At 57.3% G+C, this 19,602-nt stretch carries 13 protein-coding genes; 6 read left to right on the forward strand and 7 right to left on the reverse strand.

Features of this window, described 5'->3' with window-relative positions; translation table 11 throughout:
- Window positions 1-3: 3 nt before the first annotated feature.
- Window positions 4-2,208 carry a DUF1553 domain-containing protein gene (locus HNQ64_RS21720; protein WP_184212749.1) on the forward strand — a complete coding sequence of 735 codons (2,205 nt, stop codon included), beginning with the start codon at window positions 4-6 and terminating at the stop codon, window positions 2,206-2,208.
- On the opposite strand, the gene HNQ64_RS21725 is transcribed toward HNQ64_RS21720, so the two are convergent.
- Both HNQ64_RS21725 and HNQ64_RS21730 read right to left on the reverse strand, forming a co-directional pair.
- On the reverse strand, window positions 2,198-2,530 hold the full coding sequence (locus HNQ64_RS21725; RefSeq protein ID WP_184212750.1) for a type II toxin-antitoxin system RelE/ParE family toxin: 333 nt from the start codon (window positions 2,528-2,530) through the stop codon (window positions 2,198-2,200). The genes HNQ64_RS21720 and HNQ64_RS21725 overlap by 11 nt on opposite strands.
- Complete coding sequence (locus HNQ64_RS21730; RefSeq protein WP_184212751.1) at window positions 2,530-2,754, reverse strand: addiction module protein; 225 nt, start codon at window positions 2,752-2,754, stop codon at window positions 2,530-2,532. Before HNQ64_RS21730 ends, HNQ64_RS21725 begins: the two co-directional genes overlap by 1 nt.
- Here HNQ64_RS21730 and HNQ64_RS21735 point away from each other — a divergent pair.
- From HNQ64_RS21735 to HNQ64_RS21745, 3 genes are read left to right on the forward strand one after another with little or no spacing between them, the layout of a single operon-like run.
- Window positions 2,753-6,418 (forward strand): c-type cytochrome domain-containing protein, encoded by a 3,666-nt coding sequence (locus HNQ64_RS21735; protein WP_184212752.1) that lies wholly within the window; start codon window positions 2,753-2,755, stop codon window positions 6,416-6,418. The genes HNQ64_RS21730 and HNQ64_RS21735 overlap by 2 nt on opposite strands.
- Window positions 6,419-6,466: 48 nt before the next feature.
- Window positions 6,467-8,179, forward strand: a complete 1,713-nt coding sequence (locus HNQ64_RS21740) for a sialate O-acetylesterase (RefSeq protein WP_184212753.1) — start codon at window positions 6,467-6,469, stop codon at window positions 8,177-8,179.
- 47 nt (window positions 8,180-8,226) lie between these two features.
- Window positions 8,227-8,730, forward strand: coding sequence for a hypothetical protein (locus tag HNQ64_RS21745; protein WP_184212754.1), 504 nt, complete (start codon window positions 8,227-8,229; stop codon window positions 8,728-8,730).
- On the opposite strand, the gene bioF is transcribed toward HNQ64_RS21745, so the two are convergent.
- Together bioF and HNQ64_RS21755 are read right to left on the reverse strand one after the other, a co-directional pair.
- Window positions 8,719-9,861: an 8-amino-7-oxononanoate synthase gene (bioF, locus tag HNQ64_RS21750; protein ID WP_184212755.1), complete on the reverse strand. Its 1,143-nt coding sequence runs from the start codon at window positions 9,859-9,861 to the stop codon at window positions 8,719-8,721. The genes HNQ64_RS21745 and bioF overlap by 12 nt on opposite strands.
- The gene (locus tag HNQ64_RS21755; RefSeq protein ID WP_184212756.1) at window positions 9,858-10,652 is read right to left on the reverse strand and encodes a tetratricopeptide repeat protein; all 795 of its coding nucleotides are present in this window, start codon (window positions 10,650-10,652) and stop codon (window positions 9,858-9,860) included. The genes bioF and HNQ64_RS21755 overlap by 4 nt, the downstream gene beginning before the upstream one ends.
- 135 nt (window positions 10,653-10,787) lie before the next feature.
- Here HNQ64_RS21755 and lexA point away from each other — a divergent pair, with 135 nt between their 5' ends.
- Window positions 10,788-11,417: a transcriptional repressor LexA gene (gene lexA / locus HNQ64_RS21760; RefSeq protein WP_184212757.1), complete on the forward strand. Its 630-nt coding sequence runs from the start codon at window positions 10,788-10,790 to the stop codon at window positions 11,415-11,417.
- A gap of 5 nt (window positions 11,418-11,422) precedes the next feature.
- Here the strand turns inward: lexA and HNQ64_RS21765 are convergent, their stop codons facing one another.
- From HNQ64_RS21765 to HNQ64_RS21775, 3 genes are read right to left on the reverse strand one after another with little or no spacing between them, the layout of a single operon-like run.
- Window positions 11,423-12,055: a thermonuclease family protein gene (locus HNQ64_RS21765; protein WP_184212758.1), complete on the reverse strand. Its 633-nt coding sequence runs from the start codon at window positions 12,053-12,055 to the stop codon at window positions 11,423-11,425.
- Between the two features lie 38 nt (window positions 12,056-12,093).
- The gene (locus HNQ64_RS21770) at window positions 12,094-12,681 is read right to left on the reverse strand and encodes a hypothetical protein (protein ID WP_184212759.1); all 588 of its coding nucleotides are present in this window, start codon (window positions 12,679-12,681) and stop codon (window positions 12,094-12,096) included.
- Window positions 12,678-18,860, reverse strand: a complete 6,183-nt coding sequence (locus tag HNQ64_RS21775; RefSeq protein ID WP_184212760.1) for a tetratricopeptide repeat protein — start codon at window positions 18,858-18,860, stop codon at window positions 12,678-12,680. The genes HNQ64_RS21770 and HNQ64_RS21775 overlap by 4 nt, the downstream gene beginning before the upstream one ends.
- A 274-nt stretch (window positions 18,861-19,134) precedes the next feature.
- On the opposite strand from HNQ64_RS21775, the gene HNQ64_RS21780 reads away from it, so the two are divergent.
- On the forward strand, window positions 19,135-19,566 hold the full coding sequence (locus tag HNQ64_RS21780) for a type II secretion system protein (protein WP_184212761.1): 432 nt from the start codon (window positions 19,135-19,137) through the stop codon (window positions 19,564-19,566).
- Window positions 19,567-19,602: the final 36 nt, after the last annotated feature.

Genomic DNA, 19,602 nt, shown 5'->3' on the forward strand with positions numbered 1-19,602 from the left:
GTTATGCTTTTGAAGCGCCTATTATTTTTGTCACTGCTCGCCCCAGGCGGACAGTTGATCTGCCAGGCCGAAGCGCCCAGCTTTCGCAATGAAGTTCAGCCCATTTTGACCCGTTTTGGCTGTAACATGGGAGCTTGCCATGGTGCAGCAGCGGGTCAGGGGGGATTTCGGCTTTCCCTCCGTGGTTTTGATGATGAAGGCGATTACCTCTCCGTCACACACTCGGCCATGGGCCGACGCATCAATGGGGATGATCCCGCGCGCAGCCTGCTGCTTTTGAAGGCAATCAAAACTGTGCCTCACAAGGGCGACAAGCGCTTTGAGATGGACTCCGAGGCCTACCAAACTTTGGTAAATTGGATTGCCCATGGGGCACCCGGCCCGAAAAAAGAAGATGCGCGTTTGGTCTCTCTTGAGGTCTCGCCAAAGCAGGTTCTCAGCAAACCGGGCAGCCAGCAGCAGCTCAAGGTGCTGGCCAAATTCAGCGATGGCCGCAGCGAGGACGTGACCCGCTGGGCGAAGTTCAATGCGGTGAACGCCAGCGTGGCCACCGTGGATGATCAGGGACTGGTGAAAGTCACAGGCTCCGGTGAAGGCACCGTCAGTGCGTGGTACCTTAGCCGACTGGACATCGCCATCGTCAGTGTCCCGCAGGAAGGTGCAGCGGATGAGACACTCTTCGCCCAGCTTAAGCAGCGGAATTTTGTGGATGAGCTGGTGTTGGAAAAACTACGCGCATTGAACATCCCACCGTCTCAGCGGTGCACGGATGGCGAATTCATCCGCCGCGCCCACCTGGACACCATTGGTGTGCTGCCCACCGCCGAAGAGACTCGCGCTTTTCTGGCGGATACCCAGCCTAACAAAAGAGATCGTCTGATCGAATCCCTGCTCAAGCGCCCAGAGTTCGTGGATTATTGGTCACACCGCTGGAGTGATCTGCTGCTGGTGAACAGTGACAAACTCACGCCCGAAGGCATGTGGGCCTACTACCACTGGATCCGCAGCCGTGTGGCCGCGAATACCCCTTGGGATGTCATGGTCAAAAGCCTGCTCACCGCCACGGGCAGCACGCTGGAAAATGGCGCAGGCAATTTCTTCCTGCTGCATGACGAGCCGACCCGCCTTTCCGAAACCGTCTCCGTTGCCTTCCTTGGCACGGCCATGAACTGCGCCAAATGTCATAACCACCCCTTGGAAAAATGGACGAATGACGAATACTTCGCCTTTGCCAATCTCTTCTCCCGCGTCCGCACCAAGAATGGAGCCACGGCCGATGAACGTGTGGTCTTCAGTGCCACCGAAGGGGATCTGGTGCAGCCTCTCACCGGCAAACCCCAACCGCCGAGAGCCCTAGAAGTGACGCATTCCGTCTCCATGACCGCGCCCGAAGATCGCCGGGTGCCCATGGCCGCTTGGCTGACATCCCCGGACAACCGACTTTTCAAACGGACCATCACCAACCGCGTCTGGGCAAACTTCTTCGGTGTCGGCTTGGTCGAATCTGTGGATGACATCCGCATCACGAATCCTGCCAGCAACGAAAAGCTCCTGGATGCTGCCTGTGACCACTTGGTTAATCACAAGTTTGATCTCAAGTCCCTGATGCGAGTCATCCTGCAAAGCGAGACCTATCAGCGCAGCAGCGAGACGATCTATCAAAATGAAAAGGACACCCGCTATTACAGCCACTTCTACCCTCGTCGTCTGAAAGCTGAAATCTTGCTGGATTCAGTCGCTCAGGTCACAGCGGTGCCTACGACCTTTAACATTGATCGGCGCAATGCAAACAAAGGCACCAAGGACACTTACCCCATGGGCTTCCGCGCCTTGCAGCTTCCGGATTCCAACATCGCAAGCTACTTCCTGAAAAGCTTTGGCCGTGCTGATCGCGTCGCCACATGCGAATGCGAACGCACGAACGAACCCAGCATGGCCCAGGCCCTGCACATCGCCAATGGCGACACCTTGAATGACAAACTCGCCACCAAGGACAACCGAGTGGATCAGCTCCTTAATTCCAAGCAACCTAACGAAAAACTGGTTCAGGACGCCTACCTCATTGCCTTAGCACGTCAGCCCACGGCTGCGGAGAAAACCAAGGCCACGGAACTCCTCGCTACCGCGCCTCCCACCGACCGCCGCGCCACTCTCGAAGATCTGTTCTGGAGCCTCATGAGTTCGAAGGAGTTTTTGTTCAATCATTGAGTGATGCCCCTGCTCCTAGAATTCGCTCTTCCAGTCGCTCCTTCAAATCCGTTGGATTTCTCGCCGTATGCCAGACCAAAACCACGACCACCCATTCCTCATGAATGCGGAAGTAAACCGCATAAGAGAAGGGCTTGATCAGGATACGCCTGAACTGACGATAGACGGGTCTGTGAATAAGAGCATCCCGCAAAATCTCCGGAAGATAGCTGTAAAACGACGCGAGGAAACGGTCTCCAAGAGTTTTGCCACCGCAGTGATCATACCACTCCGCCCCTTGTTCGATGTCCTCCAAGACCTCAGGAAGAATGCGCAACTTCATCAGCCGCGCTTCGCATTTATCCGAGCCTGGAATTCTTCCAAAGTGAGCGCGCTCAAAGGATCTTTTTCAAAACGTTCCCAACGGGCATTCAGCTCTCGCTTCTCAGCATCCAAAACTTCCAGTTCTGATTCAACATCCACCATGGATTCCCAAATTTCATCCACGAGCAAAAGCTTTTCGCGCATTGGAAGTGCACGCACCTGTGAGAATTCAGCCAGAGTCATGGCTCAACATCTCTCCTTTCGCTTCCATTTTCAACTGCTGCTTTCAACGCTGGTTTTTGCCTTTTTAGCTTCAGCTTTTTCTCAGGAATCCATCTCCTATGAAAAGCAAATCCTGCCGATCTGGGATGCTTACTGCATGGACTGCCATGGCGCAGATGACCCCGATGGCGGCTTTGCCTTGGACACCTTTGCGTCCCTGATGAAGGGTGGTGAGGAAGGAGTTTCCGTCGTGGCTGGAAAAGCAGAAGAAAGCCTGCTGGTGAAGTTTCTAGAAGGCCGCTCCGGCCGAGGTGGCAAGAATGAATTCATGCCTCCGGGCAAACGCGACAAACTGAAGGCGGAAGATATCTCCCTCATCAAAGCCTGGATCAATGGGGGAGCCAAAGGACCCATCTTGGCGGAGCAACCCGCGGCACCACGTGAAGTCATCACGCCTAAAATTGCACCCAAGGTGACTCCAAAGAGATCCATTCAAGCAGTGGCTTTTTCGGATGCGGTGAAGCTCATCGCCGTAGGCCGATATGGTGAGGTGGAACTGGTGAATCCGGTCACCAAAGTGGTGGTTCGAAAATTGGCAGGCTTTAAAGGACGGGTAAATGCCCTCACCTTTTCAGCCGATGGAGCGACCCTTTATGCCGCAGGTGGTGAGGCCGGAATCTCCGGGGAGGTGCGCGCGTGGAAAACAGCCGACGGCACCGCTTTACAGACTTTCACGGGCCACACAGATGCCTGCTATTCGCTCGCTTTATCTCCTGATGGCAAAGTGTTGGTGACGGGAGGCTACGACCAAAAAATCCGACTTTGGGATGTAACCAATGGGGCTGAAATCAAGCTCCTCAAAGGTCACAATGGCAGTGTCAATGGCCTGGCTTTTCGACCAGACGGCAAGGTGCTCGCCAGCGCCAGCGCAGACCGTACGGTGAAGCTCTGGAGCATGCCCGATGGCGCTCGCCTGGATACCCTTTCCCAACCCTTGAAGGAACAGACGGCTGTTCTTTTCAGCGCCGATGGCGGGCAGCTTTATGGCGTCGGCATGGATAGCCGCATTCGTGTTTGGAAGATCAGTCCCACGGCCAAGGAAGGCAGCAACAGCATCACCACTTCACGCTATGCCCATGAAGGCGGCATCCTTGGACTCGCCCTGTCCCGTGATGGAAAGACCCTGGCCACCAGCGCCACAGACCGCTCCATGAAGGTCTGGGATGCCGCCAGCCTCACTGAAAAGAAGGTGCTGGAAAAACAGTCCGACTGGTCTCCCGCACTGGCCTTTGCAGAGAAAGGGCTACTCTTCAGCGGTCGGGCCGATGGCAGCCTGGGCGTGTATGACAGCGTCACGGGTCAACCCATCGTGATGGCAAAGCCTGCCGCCAAACCAAAGATGGTCGTCAAATCTGAGCTGACCCGCATCCTGATGCCTGCGCTGCAAAGCGGCGGCACAGTGACCCTGAACGTGCAGGGCAAGAACCTCGAATCGAACCCACAAGTTCTGTTTAATCATCCAGAGATTACGGGAGTCATCCTGGCAGATTCCCTCAAGCCCACAGATTTGCAAATCCGCGCCACAGCCCCTGCCACGCTCCCGCGCGGAGCTTATGAAATGTGGCTTAAGACGACGCATGGCGAGACGGCGAAAATGAAGGTGTATGCCGATGACCTTTCCCCTATTTCGACGAATGCCACGACGTTTCAAAACGGGCCTATGAAGGTGAGCCGACTCCCCTCTAGTCTTTGGGGAACGCTGGTAGAAACTGGCCAGCAAGATGTCTATCAAATCCGTGTCAAAGCGGGGGAAGAACTTGTCTTTGATCTCGCCGTTCAGCAGATCGGCAGCACGGCCAAATCACCGCGCTTAGAAATTCTGGATACCTCTCTCAATGTGCTCGCTCTGAACCGTGGGCTGGACCCCGGCAGCGATCCTTTCATCGCCTGGAAAGCACCGCAGGATGGCGACTATCTCATTCGCGTCAGCAACACCACCTTGGATGGCAGTGCAGGCCACCTTTATCATCTCACCATGGGGGCTCTGCCCTATGTCACAGGCTGGCAGCCACTGACCGTGGCGTTAAATCAAGAGACCCCTGTGCGGCTGATTGGACATCACTTGGATCAAGTGCCTGAGATCAAGGTGAAAGGCGAAGCCTTGGGATCACTCAACGTGCCCATGCCTACACAGGGCGTGCGTTTGCGAGTCATGCCGAGTGTGCAGGTGAAGGCACTGCCGCAGGCTGAAGAGACAGAACCGAATGACGAATTCGCCAAGGCTCAAACTATAAGCGCCCCTGGTATCATGAACGGTCGGCTGCTCTCCAAGAACCAGCTTGGTGACACCGATCACTTTGTCTTTGACGCAAAAAAGGGCCAGTCATGGATCATTGAGACCTTCGCTGCCATGGCAGGTTCTCCTGCCGACACGAAGATCGAAGTGCTGGACGCCAAAGGCCAACCCGTGCCACGCATGCTGATGCAGGCCGTGCGCGACAGCTACAACAACTTCCGCAGCGTGGATGCTAACAACCCAGACATCCGCCTACAAAACTGGGAGGAAATGGAACTCAACGAATACGTCTATTTCAACGGCGATATCATGAAGACCTTCCGTATGCCGCGCGGGCCAGACAGTGGTTTTTTGTTTTACGCGACCGAGGGCAAGCGCCGTTCCTACTTTGACACCAGCACCACCAGCCATGCACTGGATGAAGCTTGTTATACCGTCATCCCCCACCCTCTTGGCACCGCCTTGGTCCCAAATGGCCTGCCGGTCTTCACCCTGAATTATAGCAACGATGATGAAGGCAGCCGCACGCTGGGGCGGGATTCGCGCCTCACTTTCACAGCACCCGCAGATGGGCGCTACATCATCCGTGTGACCGATACACGAAGTTTGTTAGGCGAACGTTTTGTGTATTCACTGATCATTCGCCAACCCGCACCTGATTTCACCCTGACGGTGGATACGAACAAGGTCACGGCCATCCCCGCCCGCTCCTCCATCGGTTTTGCCGTCAAGGCAGACCGCCAGGATGGTTTTGAAGGCCCCATCCGAGTGGACATCGCTAATGTGCCAGAGGGTTACTACGCCTCGTCACCCGTGCTTATTGAAGAAGGTCACACCCTGGCCACAGGCAGTCTGCATGCTCTACCCACGGCCAAGGCCGATGCGGACTGGAGCAAAGTCACGGTGACTGCCACGGCAGACATCGCGGGAAAAGCCGTGTCTCACAACATACCCAACTTTGGCAAACTCACCCTGGGGCCCGCGCCGAAATTCGTTGTTTACCTGGAGCCCGAAGTGGATGGCAAGCCCGTGAAGCGGGAAGACATTCAGACAGCCCAGCCTTTGGAGCTCACCCTTGTTCCTGGCCAGACGGTGAAAGCCTGGATTCGAGTGGAGAGAAACAGCTTTGACGACCTCATCAACTTCGATGTCCACAATCTACCGCATGGCGTCATCATTGACGACATCGGCCTTAACGGCGTGCAGGTGCGGGCGAAGGAAAACGAGCGTCCCATCTTCTTTCGCTGTTCCAACTGGGTGGCGGATCAGGATCGTCTCTGCCACGTGGCCATGGCCTCCGCCCGCGCAGAACAGGACAGTGCAGGCGTGGTGACTAGCTTTCCTATTTTGCTAAAAATTCGCAAACCTGCGGGTGTGGCCGCGCGCTAAAGGTTTTCCTCGAAATGAAGGCTCAGGTGATCACGTTCATGCTCTGCCATGAAGTTTGCCCTGAGTCTTTCTCTCTTCTTATCCACGCTGTCGCTACACGCTGAGCTGCGCCTGCCCGCCATCATTGGCGACAACATGGTGCTGCAGCAAAAGCAGACCAACCCCATCTGGGGCTGGGACACACCAGGAACCGAGGTCACCGTTAAATTCGCGGGCCAAACCAAGACGGCAAAGGCTGATGACAAGGGCAAGTGGACCGTGAAGCTGGACGGTGTGCCTGCGAATGCCAAACCCGCGAGCCTTTCCATCCAAGGCACCACGGCCAAAGAACTGAAAAACGTCTTGGTAGGAGAGGTCTGGATCTGCTCTGGCCAGTCCAACATGGGCTTCACGGTGGACCGTACCTGGACGGCAGATTTGGACATGGCCCAGGCCAAATATCCCCTCATCCGCCTCATCTCCGTTCCCCAGGTGGGGACCCAGGAGATTCAGGATGACTTCAAGGGCCAGTGGGAGGAGTGCTCACCCACAACGGTGGGTAGCTTCAGCGCGGTGGGTTATCATTATGGCCGCGTGCTGCATGAGATGCTAGGTGTGCCCGTGGGTTTGATTGACAATGCCTGGGGTGGCAGCGCCGCCGAGGCCTGGGTGAAACGTGATCTGCTGGAAAAAGACGCTCGTTTTAAAGACATCATCGAACGCTGGCAAAAGACCGAGTCCACCTTCACTCAGGAAGGCTTCGACAAACAAGTGGCTGATCATCAGGCCAAAGCACAGGCTTGGGCCGCAGCTCGCAAGGAAGCCATTAAAGCAGGCAAACCGCTGCCACCCCCGCTCTCCCGTCCACCGCAAAATCCGATGAAGGGCCAACACCGCCCAGGCAATCTCTATGCAGGTGTTTTGCACCCGACCATCGGCTACGGCATCAAGGGTGTGATTTGGTACCAGGGCGAAAGCAATGCGAGCCGCGCCAAGGAATACCGCGATCTTTTCCCCTTCATGATCCAGCATTGGCGCAATGAGTGGAAACAAGGTGACTTCCCCTTTTACTGGGTGCAACTGGCCGATTTCAAAGCCTACGTAACCGCCCCTGGAGACAGTGAGTGGGCTGAACTGCGCGAGGCGCAGACACTGACGATGAGCAAGCTGCCAAACACGGGTGAATGCGTGATTACTGACCTGGGCGAGGCCAATGACATCCACCCCAAAAACAAACGCGACGTGGCTGAACGCCTCGCCCGCTGGGCCCTGGTGAAGGACTATGGATTCAAGCTCCCCTACCGCAGCCCCACCTTCAAGAACGTCAAGTTTGAAGACGGTAGCGCCATCCTCACCTTTGACCATGCCGAGTCTGGCCTGCGCGTGGTGGATGTGGATGAAGTGCGCGGTTTTGCCATCTGCGGTGAAGACCGCCAATGGGTGGCGGCGGATGCGGTGATCCTGCCTGACAACAAACAAAGCCCCCGCACTCCACGGGGCAACCAGATTGCCGTGAGTAGCAAACAAGTGGCCAAGCCTGTGGCCGTGCGTTTTGCCTGGGCGGACAATCCCGTGGCCAATGTGTATTCCGCTGAAGGCCTGCCTGTAAACCCCTTCCGCACCGATGACTTCCCCATGATCACGGATCCGGCGAACCCCAACAGCACCGCCGCTCAGGCTGCAAAACGCATGGAAGAAGTACGCCTCCGCTCGGAAGCCACGAAAAAGAAGTTAGAAGCAACTAAAAAGCAGGTCGAGGCCCTCAAGAAAAAGACTCTCTGAGAGGTTTCGTTTGCGTGCTGGCGTTCGTGTTTCACTCTCGCAGTCATATGTCTCGTCTTGCTCACCTCTTTCTGCTGGGTTTGACTGTTGCCCTCACGGCCTGCAGTTCTTCCACCAGCCCACGCCAGCAGCAGCTCATGGATTATCGGCGCATGGAGATCGCTGCCGAGACTCCTGGCGACTACTACATCGCCCGGCGCTTTCACATCGAGCGCACGCACATCTGGGGTTACGTGCGCAAGCCGGGGCAGCCCTGGCATGAGGCCAAGCTGGTCATGATGAATGAGAAGATCACGCGCCAGCCAGACCGCTACCCTGAGCTCCCGCAGGGGGATGGCCCTGCCTTTGGCAGCGACCACAATCGTGAATATCGTCTCTGGGGCTATTTCTCTGGACGCCGGGTGTATGACCCGAACAGCAACCTGTCCCTACCCGAATTTGTGCTCCAGCGTTACGAGGTGAAAAACACCTCTCCCGGCTGGCTCTTCCACCCGGGTGAACGCTTCAATGGCAAGCAGCTTCTGCGCGGCGAGCCAGGCTCAACGCCCTAATTTTTTAAGCTGCTGGATCAACTGAGCCACCTGCTCCGGCTGGTGGCCTGCGGAAAGCGTGATGCGCAGCCGGGCACTGCCCCTAGCCACGGTGGGGTAACGGATGGCGGGCACCATCAGCCCCGCTGCCCGGAGATGTGCACTTGCCGCCATGGCTGTGGTTTCATCTCCCAGGATCAGCGGCAGGATCGCGCTGGAGGAGGTGTGATCCAGCCCGAGCGCGGAGCGCACTTCGTCCGCATGTGCATGAAGCACGCTGCGCAGGCGATCCCCCTCGGCACTGCGAATAAGCTCCAGAGCACGGAGTGCGGCATGGGCCACGGCTGGCAAGGCGGCGGTGGTGTAGATAAAACTGCGGGCACGATTGATCAGCAGATCAATCACCTGCCGAGAAGCAGCTAAATAACCGCCACTGAGGCCTAGGGCTTTACTGAGCGTGCCCATTTGTAATTCGATGCGCCCTTCCAAACCTAAAGCAGCGGCGAGCCCCCTGCCCTGTGGGCCGAGAACACCGACGGCGTGCGCTTCATCCACCAGCAACCACGCGCCGTAGCGATCTTTCAGCTCCACGATTTCACGCAGCGGGGCAGCATCCCCATCCATGCTGAAGATGGACTCCGTGATGATGAGCACCCTGCCCGTGGCGGTTTGCAGAAGGCGCTCCAGCTTGCCCAGATGATTGTGAGGGAAAATGCGCAAAGTGGCCCCGCTGAGACGCGCCGCATCCACCAAACAGGCATGGCTCAGCTTATCCATGAGGATGGTATCGCCAGGGCCTAACAAGGCAGGTAGAGTACCCATGGGCACCGCGAAACCACTGGAGAAAGTCAGCGCGGCTTCCGCCCCTTTGAAATCCGCCAGTGCGGCCTCCAGATCCGCATGGGGCCGCAGGCTGCCACAGACAAGACGTGATGCGCCTGAGCCGGCACCATAAAGCTCTACCCCCTCTTGCAAGGCCGCCTTCAGCTCCGAAGAAGCAGCGAGCCCAAGGTAGTCATTGGACGAGAAATTGAGAAGCTCCCGCCCCTCATGCGCTAGCACGGCACCTTGCGGTGAATCCAGCGTCCGCAGCTCCCGCCACAGCCCTTCTCCACGGAGCTGATCCAGTTGTGGCTGGATCTCCCAACTCACTCCTTCAGCCTCCGCTCCACGATCTCATCCTTTTCCACTCCGAGAGCCACAGCTTTTTCATAGTGGCGCTTGGCCAGTTCAATCGCTGGGGGTTTCTGGTCCAGGTAAAGCAGGGCCAGATTAAAATGGGCGATGCCATACTGAGGGTTCAGCTCGATGGCGCGCTGGAGTTCATTTTGTGCGGCATCAATCCAGCCGAGATTTTTGGCCGCAATCGCCAAGTAGTTGTGCGCTCGGGCATCCGCGGGCTCTTCATGAATAGCCCGGGTGAAACAAGAAATGGCGCGGTAGGTATCGCCATTCGAGGAATAGATGAGGCCCAAGGCGCTCCAAGACTGCGCAAGGTTAGGATTGATGAGGACCGATTTCTCAAAGCATTCCAAGGCCTCCTTGGTCTTGCCCGCCTGCTGCTCCACAGCACCCAGATTGGCCCAGGCCAGGGCATTGCGCTCATCCAGCTTCAGCATCTCTTCATACGCCGCGCGGGCCTCCTCCCACTTTTGTTCGCCAAAGGCCGTGGCGGCACGCTGGGCAAGAACCGTGGTATTATCGGGCAAACCGCCCGTCTTTCCAGGAGGCACCAAAGTCATCGCGGGTGCCGTGGCAGACGGTGCGGGTGACGCGGGGGGCACCACTACTGGCGGCGTAGGCGCAGTCACTGCCGCAGGAGCAGGCTTTGGAGGCAAAGTTGTGGGGACCGTCGGTTCCTGGGCCATCAGGCTTAATGCAGCACTCGATAGCAAGAAAAGACAACGGATGGGGTGGAGGGCAGGCACGGGTGAAAGATTCATGCAAAACGTCACAGGTGCAAAGAATCCATGCACCGGATGTGCCAGATGCCGAAGATTCCTGGCGAAAGAAGGGCCAGGAAATCTTCTTGCGTCTCGCGCTGTTAGGATTGAGTGTTCAGGCGAACAAACATTCCTATGTTCGACCTAAACACAAAACTCACCGACCGCCAGCGCGAACTGCTGGACTATCTGCGCCAGTACCAGCGCGAAAACGGTGTCATGCCCAGCACGCGTGACATCCAGCGGCACTTTGGTTTTTCCAGCCAGACTGCGGCGATGAGTCACCTCCGGGCCTTGGAGAAAAAGGGTGTCATCCAGCGCCACTCTCACAAAGCCCGCGCTGTGGTGTTTCCCGAAGATCTGGAACGGGCCGAGATCATGGACATCCCTCTTTACGGGATGATTCCTGCCGGCTATGCCAGCCCCCAGGAACAGCAGGCGGATGGCTCCATTGCAGTGGATGTAAATACGCTGGGCCTAGGTCGCAATGCCAAAGCCTTCGCTCTGAAAGTGCGTGGAGAATCCATGATCGGGGCCAACATCTGCGATGGCGACATGGTGATCTTAGAAGCCAAAGAACCCCGCCCGCGCGACATCGTGGCGGCGCTCATTGATGGTGAAACCACTCTGAAGCGTTTCCTCATCAAAGACGGGCGGCCGTATCTCCAAGCGGAGAACCCTGACTTTCCAGACCTCATTCCTGCCAATGAACTGCTGATCCAGGGCGTGATGCAGGCGCTTATCCGGCAGGTGGGTCGGGACTGATCCCATCACCGTGCCCAGCCACCACGTCCGGCAGCCCGTGCCTCCGCCTCCAGGGCACGCAGATAGCGTCCATACTCGGCGGCGCTGCGGCCACCGGGCAGCGTGGTGCCCGTCGTGTGGATGCGGGCCAGTCCCTCGCGCACCAGCTTGGCGGAGAGATCCTCCCCATCGGGAAACACCACGAAGGCATAATGGCGGCCACTGTCGAAGACGCCTTGCCACTTCGTGTAAACTGTAAACGAGCGCTCCTCCAACCACTGTTGCGTAAAGGCCTGCGCTTGCTGCCCTAGAGCCACAGTTCGCGCCTCACTGAGACCGCCAAAATACTGCCCCTGCTCTCGCAGACGATCGCCATTGTAGGCATGCCGTCGTTTTTCTGCACAGTCCGCAAAGTACAGTCTCCATTCGTGCACCTTGCCGCGATAGGTCATCTTAAAACTATCGCCATCGTTGTTCCGGTCCTCGATCAAGCGCGCGTCATACATCACTTCAAAGACCTTTGCCGCCTTGCCCGACCTCGCCTCTGGGATGGAAGGCGGTGCCTTCTTGGTCTCGTTCCAAATTTGGGTACCAAAAGCCAGCAGAATGAGCAGGCCCAGCCAGGAAAATGGGCGTGAACGACGACGGCGGCGACGCATGCTAGTCACGTGAGGGAATACGAAAGCAGAGCCGCCCCTTAACGGCCTAACAAACGACGCACCTGCTCCTCCGTGTAGGCAGGATCACGCTTTTGTTCTTCGAGCTCCACAAACTTGGGTCGGTCATTCTTTTGCTGACTGCGCAGAGCATCCCGAGCGGAGCCTGTTTTGAAGACATCCTCCGATCCCGAAAACATCTGCTGATCTTCTCGCGCTTTTTGAGAGCCTAACGAACTTTGTTTGGTGGTGAAACTGTCATCCGCCACGGATGACATCTTCCCCGCTTGGGCGAAGGATTGACGCCCCATGTTACTCTTGCTGCTGGCCCCGGAAAAGTAGCCTGTCTTGAAGTCTTTGGTATTCGTGTAGCCCTTGCTGCCAGAGAAAGGATTGGACTTGTAGCTTTTGCGGCCCAACCAACCGCCTGTGTCCTTGCCATGGGTGATGGTGGACTGCATGGCCTTGTCATAGATGCTGCGGTCATTCTGGTCCTGCATCCGCTTGCGTGAAGAAGCGATGCGGTCAGACATGCGCTGAGACATGACTGGAGGCGCAGCTTCCTGCTTCGCTGAAGAGCAGGCAGCAAGCAAAGCCGTGAGGAAAAGGAGACAGAGACGAAGCGTCATGGCAGGGGTGTGGGGGGTGGTAGGCCCTGCGCACGGCGGCTGAGAAAAAGCACTTCCTTCTCCACGCCTGCGGGCAGGTGGAACTTCGGCAGCTCCGCCTCTATTGATGCCAGTTTACCCCAGGCTTGGTAAAGCTCAAAAATCAAATTGGCGGAATCATTCACTAACGACCAATGATTCTTCATGAGATAAATCTCTGCCCGCTCAGGCTCCTGATGGCGAATGAGGAAGCGCACCCACGCGGCACTGAGGTCCAGTTGCAGGCTCTGCGTATTATCCAGTTTTTTGAGGGCTTCTTGGTAAAGTTCCCGCGCTAGTCCAGGCTCTCCCACGTCTTCAAAAGCCTGCGCCCATTCCACAGGTTGGGCACCTCCAGGAACACTGCGGCGAATGACTTCAGCAAAGAACTCCTGCACGATCGCACGATCTCCCATGGCGTGTGCCACCTTCACCATCAAAGGAAGTTTCCGCCCATCCAGTCGCAGCGTGGGCAGCTCTTGCAACACTTGACAAGCATCCCACGCCCAGCGTGCTCGACCTTCTTTTAGCAGGGCCTCCGCACCCAGTTCCAGACACACGCGGTCTCCCTCACCAGCCGCCGCCCAGCCAAAAGCGATGTCATCCCCAGCCTTATCTGGCAAGGCCTTTGCTAATGCGCACAAAGCCAGCGCGGCCAGTGGGCGATCCAGCCCGGCGCGTGCCTCGGCACGCAGCAGTTGAATCCAGTTCTTCTGATTCCCCCCCTCAGCTTGTTCCCCCATCCAGTCCGCCAGTTGCTTCAAAGTATCCCGGTCACGACTGCGCACACGGAAGAGCGAGGCCACCTGGGCACGGCCACGCTCGGGCGTCCACGAAGGTTCATGGGCTAAAAGTTTCAGCAGCTCCAACCGCAGGTAAAAACGATCATTGTTTTCCTGCACCCGCCGCTCGCCTTGCGTGAGCAAATTCAGTGCCTCTGTGGCGCGACCGTTTTTGCGCAAGAGCTCTGCCAGATGCGCCATGGCATCCAGCGATTTTCTTTCCACTGCGACGGCCATCAACTCATTGAATTCCTCCCAGCCTCCTTGACTCGCGAGGAGGCTCGCCCGCAGCTTCAGCACCTCTTTTCCCAAAGCACCAGAGGACTCTGTCAGCGGCACAAGACGCAGTGACTCGAGTGCCGCCTTCTCACGCCCCATCTTTTGCAGCAGACGGGCCTGGTGCAGGCAGCTTTCCGCATCGGCCAGGATACCACTTTCCGCATTGGTGGAAAAAGCCAGATGCAGGCGATCCCAGGCGGCGAGCGCTTCTTTGTCCTGGCCTAACCGCTCATGCAACAAGGCTAACTCGCGCAGGTAAGGCACTTCTGGTGGGATGCGCCCTTGCAAGACACGAGTGACCTCTGGCAAAAAGCCACGACGGTGCAATTCAGCGACATCGAAATCCTGCGCTAAAAAGTAAGCGTGTTTTTCCCGCAGCACTTCATTGCCCGGCTGTGGCGGTTTCATCGGTGGCTCTGCCAGCAGCAGTTGCAGCGTGAACTTCAACCCCATTTGGGTTTCGCGGGCGGATTCGCTGGCCCGGATCAGCCATTGCGCATACTCAGGGTTCGCCGGTGCGCGGTCAGGCAGCAGGCGATAAACATCGATGGCTTCACGCGCCATTCCTTGGGACTCCAAACGCCCCCCGAGCTCGCTCAGCGTATCCACCGAGACTTCCAGCCGCATGTCCACGCTGGCCAAATACTCGCGGATCATTCTCAAACGACTGGGGTAATCCACCTCCCGTAATTGACGGGTCAAGTGCCCCAGCCGCCACTCTCCAAACTCCATGCCACTTCGAGAGCTCAGCCCCACCGATCCCCAAGTGGCGGCCAGTCCTTCATTGGCCTGCTGAACCACGCCAGCGAGTCCCTGCTGGACGAAGCTCGCCTGGATTTCCCGCGTTTCCTCCCACAGCGCCCGTAGGTGCATGGGCTCTTCATTGCGACTGGAGCCCTGGGGCATCAGCAATCCCTGGGTCTCCCCCATGCGACGTGCCCCGAGAAAATCACCGCCAATAAAATTCTGCATCTCCATGGCCGCTGTGTCCTGCGCCCCAGCCAGGCCTGCCACTGCGGATTTACGCAGGCGAGTCAGGGCCGAATCCGGGATACTTTGGAGTCGCTTCCAGGCGGCACGGAGAGTCTCCTCACGTTCCTGCCCTGAACTGGCCAGGCGATTCGCCGTACTGAGGCTGTAAAGATAGGGGTCGTAAGTGCCGCGATAAGTGCCTGGCAAAACCGGTCCTCGCACAACCAACCCCAAATATTGACGGGCCAGGTCCCAACGCTCTGCAGACTCGGCAATGCGTGAGAGAAAAAAGGCATAGTCATCCGCCAGAGCCGTCGAATTTCGCCGCAGGCTTTCTCCCAATTCCAGGGCCTCCGCATAACGCTGCTGGTCTTGCAAATCCCGAGTGATCTCCAAGATGGAGGCATTCATGAGCAGGCGCGCCGCCCCTAGCGAGGCGAGCTCACCTTTGTCAAAGCGGAACGAGTCCAGATCCCCCAGCATGGCCACCACCGCCAACAACAAACGCTTGCGCTCATCCATCGCTGGACCCGCAAGTCCTCCCTGGCGGGTCCAGGTCACGGCATCTTCCATGCCATGGGATCGAAGAGTCAGCCACAGCAGGGCAAAGCGTGATTCTAATGTGGGCGTGTCTTTGAAAATCAGGCGTAGCAATGCACGAAACTCTGGGCCAGCCCCGGCATAGTAGTAGGCCCACAGGCGTTCGATCGGCACCCGGGTGGGCTGGCTCCATTCCTTCACCCAGTCCTGCAATGCAGCTTCATCTTTCTGGCGAGCGATCAGCCGACCCAACTCCTCAATGGCCCGTAGCCGCACCAGTTCAACGGGCTCTGGCAGTTCCATGAATTCAGGCCTTGGCAGGTTCAAGTAAGCCCGCAGCCGTCCTAACTCAGGGGTATCCAGTCCTGGCACCGTATCCAGCAGCCCTGTGATCTCCGTCACAGGTCCTGCAGCGCCCGTTTTACGCAGATCTGAAAGCGGTAGCGGCAGCCTTTCGGGGCTTGTCCCTGCGGCTGCATAAGCCAGAGAAACCGTCTTTGATAAAATCTCCTGCAGGTCCTTCGCCGCGGCTGCTTCATCCGCCAGCCGCAGGCTTTTCAATGCAATGCGAAGACGCGAACGTGCATCCCACGGTCTTACGCGCGCCACCTGCTCATAGACCCGTCGCTCAGCCTCATCCTGGCCGGTGGACTTGTAGTGCTCCGCCAAGTTTTCTAACGCCGCCGCATCTTGAGAAAACCGACTTTCCAAACGCCGTCGCACTCGATCTGCCTCCGCAATTTGAAAGGTCTGCTCCAGCAATTCGACCAATCGGCGGGACTCGGCAGCGAGTTCGGCAGCCGGAGCTGTGGCGGCGATTTGTTTCTGAAAATAGATAGCGGCCTTCAAGTCCGAAACACGCAGAGCCGCCTCACGCAATTGGCCTAACGAAAACGGTGTTTCTGGCGAGGTGTAATAAGCCTGCCGCATGGCTTGGAAAGCCCGGGCATCATCCCCATCCCGCTCATACACCAGTGCTAAGGCTTCATGGTAAAAGCCATCAAAAGGATGTTTGCGCGTTTGCTCCGTGAGAGCCTTTTGGAGCAGTTGCAGACGTTCTTTGGTCATCTCTACCGGCAGTTCTCCACCCTCCGCCGACCATAACAAACGATCCGCAAAACGCCGAAAGGCTTCCCGGCGGCGCTTAACGTCCGTCTCACGTTCAACAATTTCAATGTGAACCTGCACATACTCCTCGAGTTTTTTCTGGCGCAGGAGCAGCTCGCTGTATCTTTCCAACAAAGGAATGGCGGCGGTGCCGCTGGCCTTTTTAACGGCCTCTTTCCAAAGTTTCAGCGCATCATCCAGGCGGCGCTGAATGGTGTAAGTCTGGGTCAAAGCGGAAAGCAATTGGTCCGATTCCGGCATTTCCCGGTAGGCGTCCTCCAGCAGCTTCATAGCCTGAGTCGCTGGGGGTAGAACGGGGCCGCTGGGGATCCAACGGGTGTTTTGAGACGCTGCTACCCCCGTCTGTTCCGCCTCCATGAGGAGCTCACTCAGGCGCAAGGTATAACGAACTTTGCCAGCGGCATCCTTCTGCAAAAGACGCCGCAGCACCCGCATGGCCAGGGCGTTGTTCTTATCCGTCATCGCCAGGTCCAAGAGAAGCTTTTCGGCCTCAAGCGAAAGCTCGCGAATGCGACCTGTGGCTGGATCTATCTGTAGGCGTTCGAGGAAGGCATACGCTTCTGTAAGATTCTCTGTGCGAAGAGCCCACCAGGCTGCACGAAAGACTTCTTCATCTCGAAGCACCTTTGTCGGCAGTGGATTTCCGCCGGACTTGGCGGGCACCTCTCCTGAGGTCACGTGACCAAAAAATCGTTTGGCCATGTCCATGACTGCTTCAGGCATGGGGTTATCTTTTTTCTCCTCGGTCGTCGCGCTGGCAAAGCCTTTGCCCGTAAATGCATCGGGCAACTTAAAATCCCCCGCCGTGCCCTGGACCAAACGTACCTCCGCTTTTTGCTCGCCCATCAGAACGGAGAACAGGCGCTCATCCACATCCAGGCGATCTTCGTCACTGGTGCTGGCCTGCCACGCTTTTTCCAGCAGGGTTGCGGCCTCTTCCGCTTCTCCATGTTCCGACAAAAGATCTGCCAGGCGCAGCCATTCCTCACGGCCTGCTCCCGGCTTACCTGCGGCCTCACGCGCCAGCATGATGGCGCTGTCCAGGTCACTACCTGAGGCCAGGAAAGCAGCAGCATCATTCAGCCGACGCTGTTTTTCCTGGTCATTGTTCGCTTGGCTGGTGAATTGACGCAGCAGAGCTTCCGACTTGGCCGTCTCTTTGCGGGCACGATGAAAACCCGCGAGTTCAAACACCGCTTCAGCCTTCGATGGATCACGCGCCACGCGGGCTTTCAGGATCATCTCAATAACGGCATCCAGCGCCCGGGTTTGTGCAAAATTCAGCGCCTGTTTTTCCACCTCTTGCGCCTGCCCCTGAGCGCCTAACAACTGTTGCAATCTCGCCGTCGCTTCTGCCGGTTTCCCCTGACGCAGGTCCGCCTCACACCGCAAAAACACAATGGCAGGCAGGTCACTGCCATCCCCCTTCATGCGTTCATCCAGCAAAGCGGCCGCCTCAGCCGCCCCATCGTGATCCAGAAGTGCGCGCACCAGTTCCCAGCGGTAATCTGCCACCTGCGGCACTTCCTTGACCAGGGTGCGAAGGGCACCGAGTTGCTCATCCAGATCCACCGTGATCTCGTAAAACTGCGCTAAGTTCCTCCAAGCTGCTTCACTGACAGGCTTTCGGTTAGCCTCCGTTTTTAATTGTTGGCGAAGATCATCCAAATTGCCAAAACGCTCATGCAGCCGCACGCGTCGCCGAAAGAACTCTGCGTAACGTCCATCATGGAAATCCAGGAGGGCTAGCCCTTTGAGCAAAGCAGCGTCCGCTTGGGCAAATTGGTCCGCTTGTTCCAGAATGCGGGCCAGATCATACAGAGCATCCAGGCGCTTGGCCGGGTCTCCTTGCTCAGCCAATGTGCTGTAAAATGTGGCCGCCCGATCGGGGAAACCAGCGCGCAGCAGCAGTTCTGCCACTTGCCGGGCCAGATTCGCATCGCTAGGTTTTAAGCGCACGGCTTTCTCCCAGGCCTCGGCAGCTTCTTCGCGACGACCCGCCGCTAAAGCCTGCGTGCCGACTTCGATGTAGGCCTGGGGTTTGGAAGCATCCTCTGCGGTGAGGCTTTCCACCCACCGCTGCAACAAGGTATACGCCAAGGCGGGATCTGCCAGTTCACGCGCCATTTCAGCCCGCGCTCGCAAGGCGATCCCATTTTGCGGCTGCGCTTTCAAGACTTCATCATACAAGGCGGCAGCCTTTTTAAGCTCACCTGCCCGCCGAAACAAATGCCCCTGCACCAGCAGGACGGTAGGGTGAGGCGTTTTTTCAGCTTGGGCGGAAATGTTTTCCAGCAGCAGTGGAGTCTCCCCATGCTTCTCATAAAGAGCCCACAGCAGATCCACCACGCGACCGTATTCCGGCTGCCCGACCAGCAGGGAAAGATACTCATTGGCTAGGCGTGTCTCCCTGGCGGACCAAGTCTTGGGCGATTCTTGAGCAAGGACAGGGAGCGCCAAACACGCCGCACACATGGCCACCCGAAGGAGACGACGTTGATGGGAGTGAAATCGTGGGGAGACCTGCATGGCGCGAGAAATACGAGCATACCACGCTCCATGTTTACCCAGAAGGTAAAAGGCAGGTCAAAGTAGGGGATCACATTGTCCGCAACACGGCGGCCATTCCTCTCATAAATGATAATATAGTGAATCAGGAGTCTCAGTTTTACAAAAACCTGAATTGAGGACTGCCTAAAAATTCTATAATTTCACAGTGTTATCAACATTGCGTATGAAAATCGCGATTCACTCCCCATCCTCCACTTCCGGCTTCAGCCTTTTCGAGATGCTGATGACTGTGTCCATCCTCGCCATCATGAGCACGATGGCTTTGGCGTGGTTCGGTGGAAGTGGCAGCGAAGTCCGGCAGGCACGCGATCAACGCAATGCACAGACCCTTTGCACCCTGTGTCAGGCCGTGGAAGCCGCCGGCATGCCCCTCACAGAGGAAGGCCACAGCCCGATGGACATCGCCCGACGTCTGGTCGAAGGCGTCACCATTGAAACGGGAGCCCTCAAAGGACGCACCTTTCACGTCCCAGGACTGGGGGCAGAGGAATTGCACGGAGCCGTTCGTTTTCTGAGCATTCAGGATGGCCAGATGCGCTATGACGTCAGTGGTCAGGCCCAGGACGGCAAGACCCGCACCGATGGGGAGATCTGAAGCAGGCCAGGAGACTCTTTGACCTTTGCGCTTAGG

It is taken from the genome of Prosthecobacter dejongeii, assembly GCF_014203045.1.
Classification (GTDB): Bacteria; Verrucomicrobiota; Verrucomicrobiia; order Verrucomicrobiales; family Verrucomicrobiaceae; genus Prosthecobacter; species Prosthecobacter dejongeii.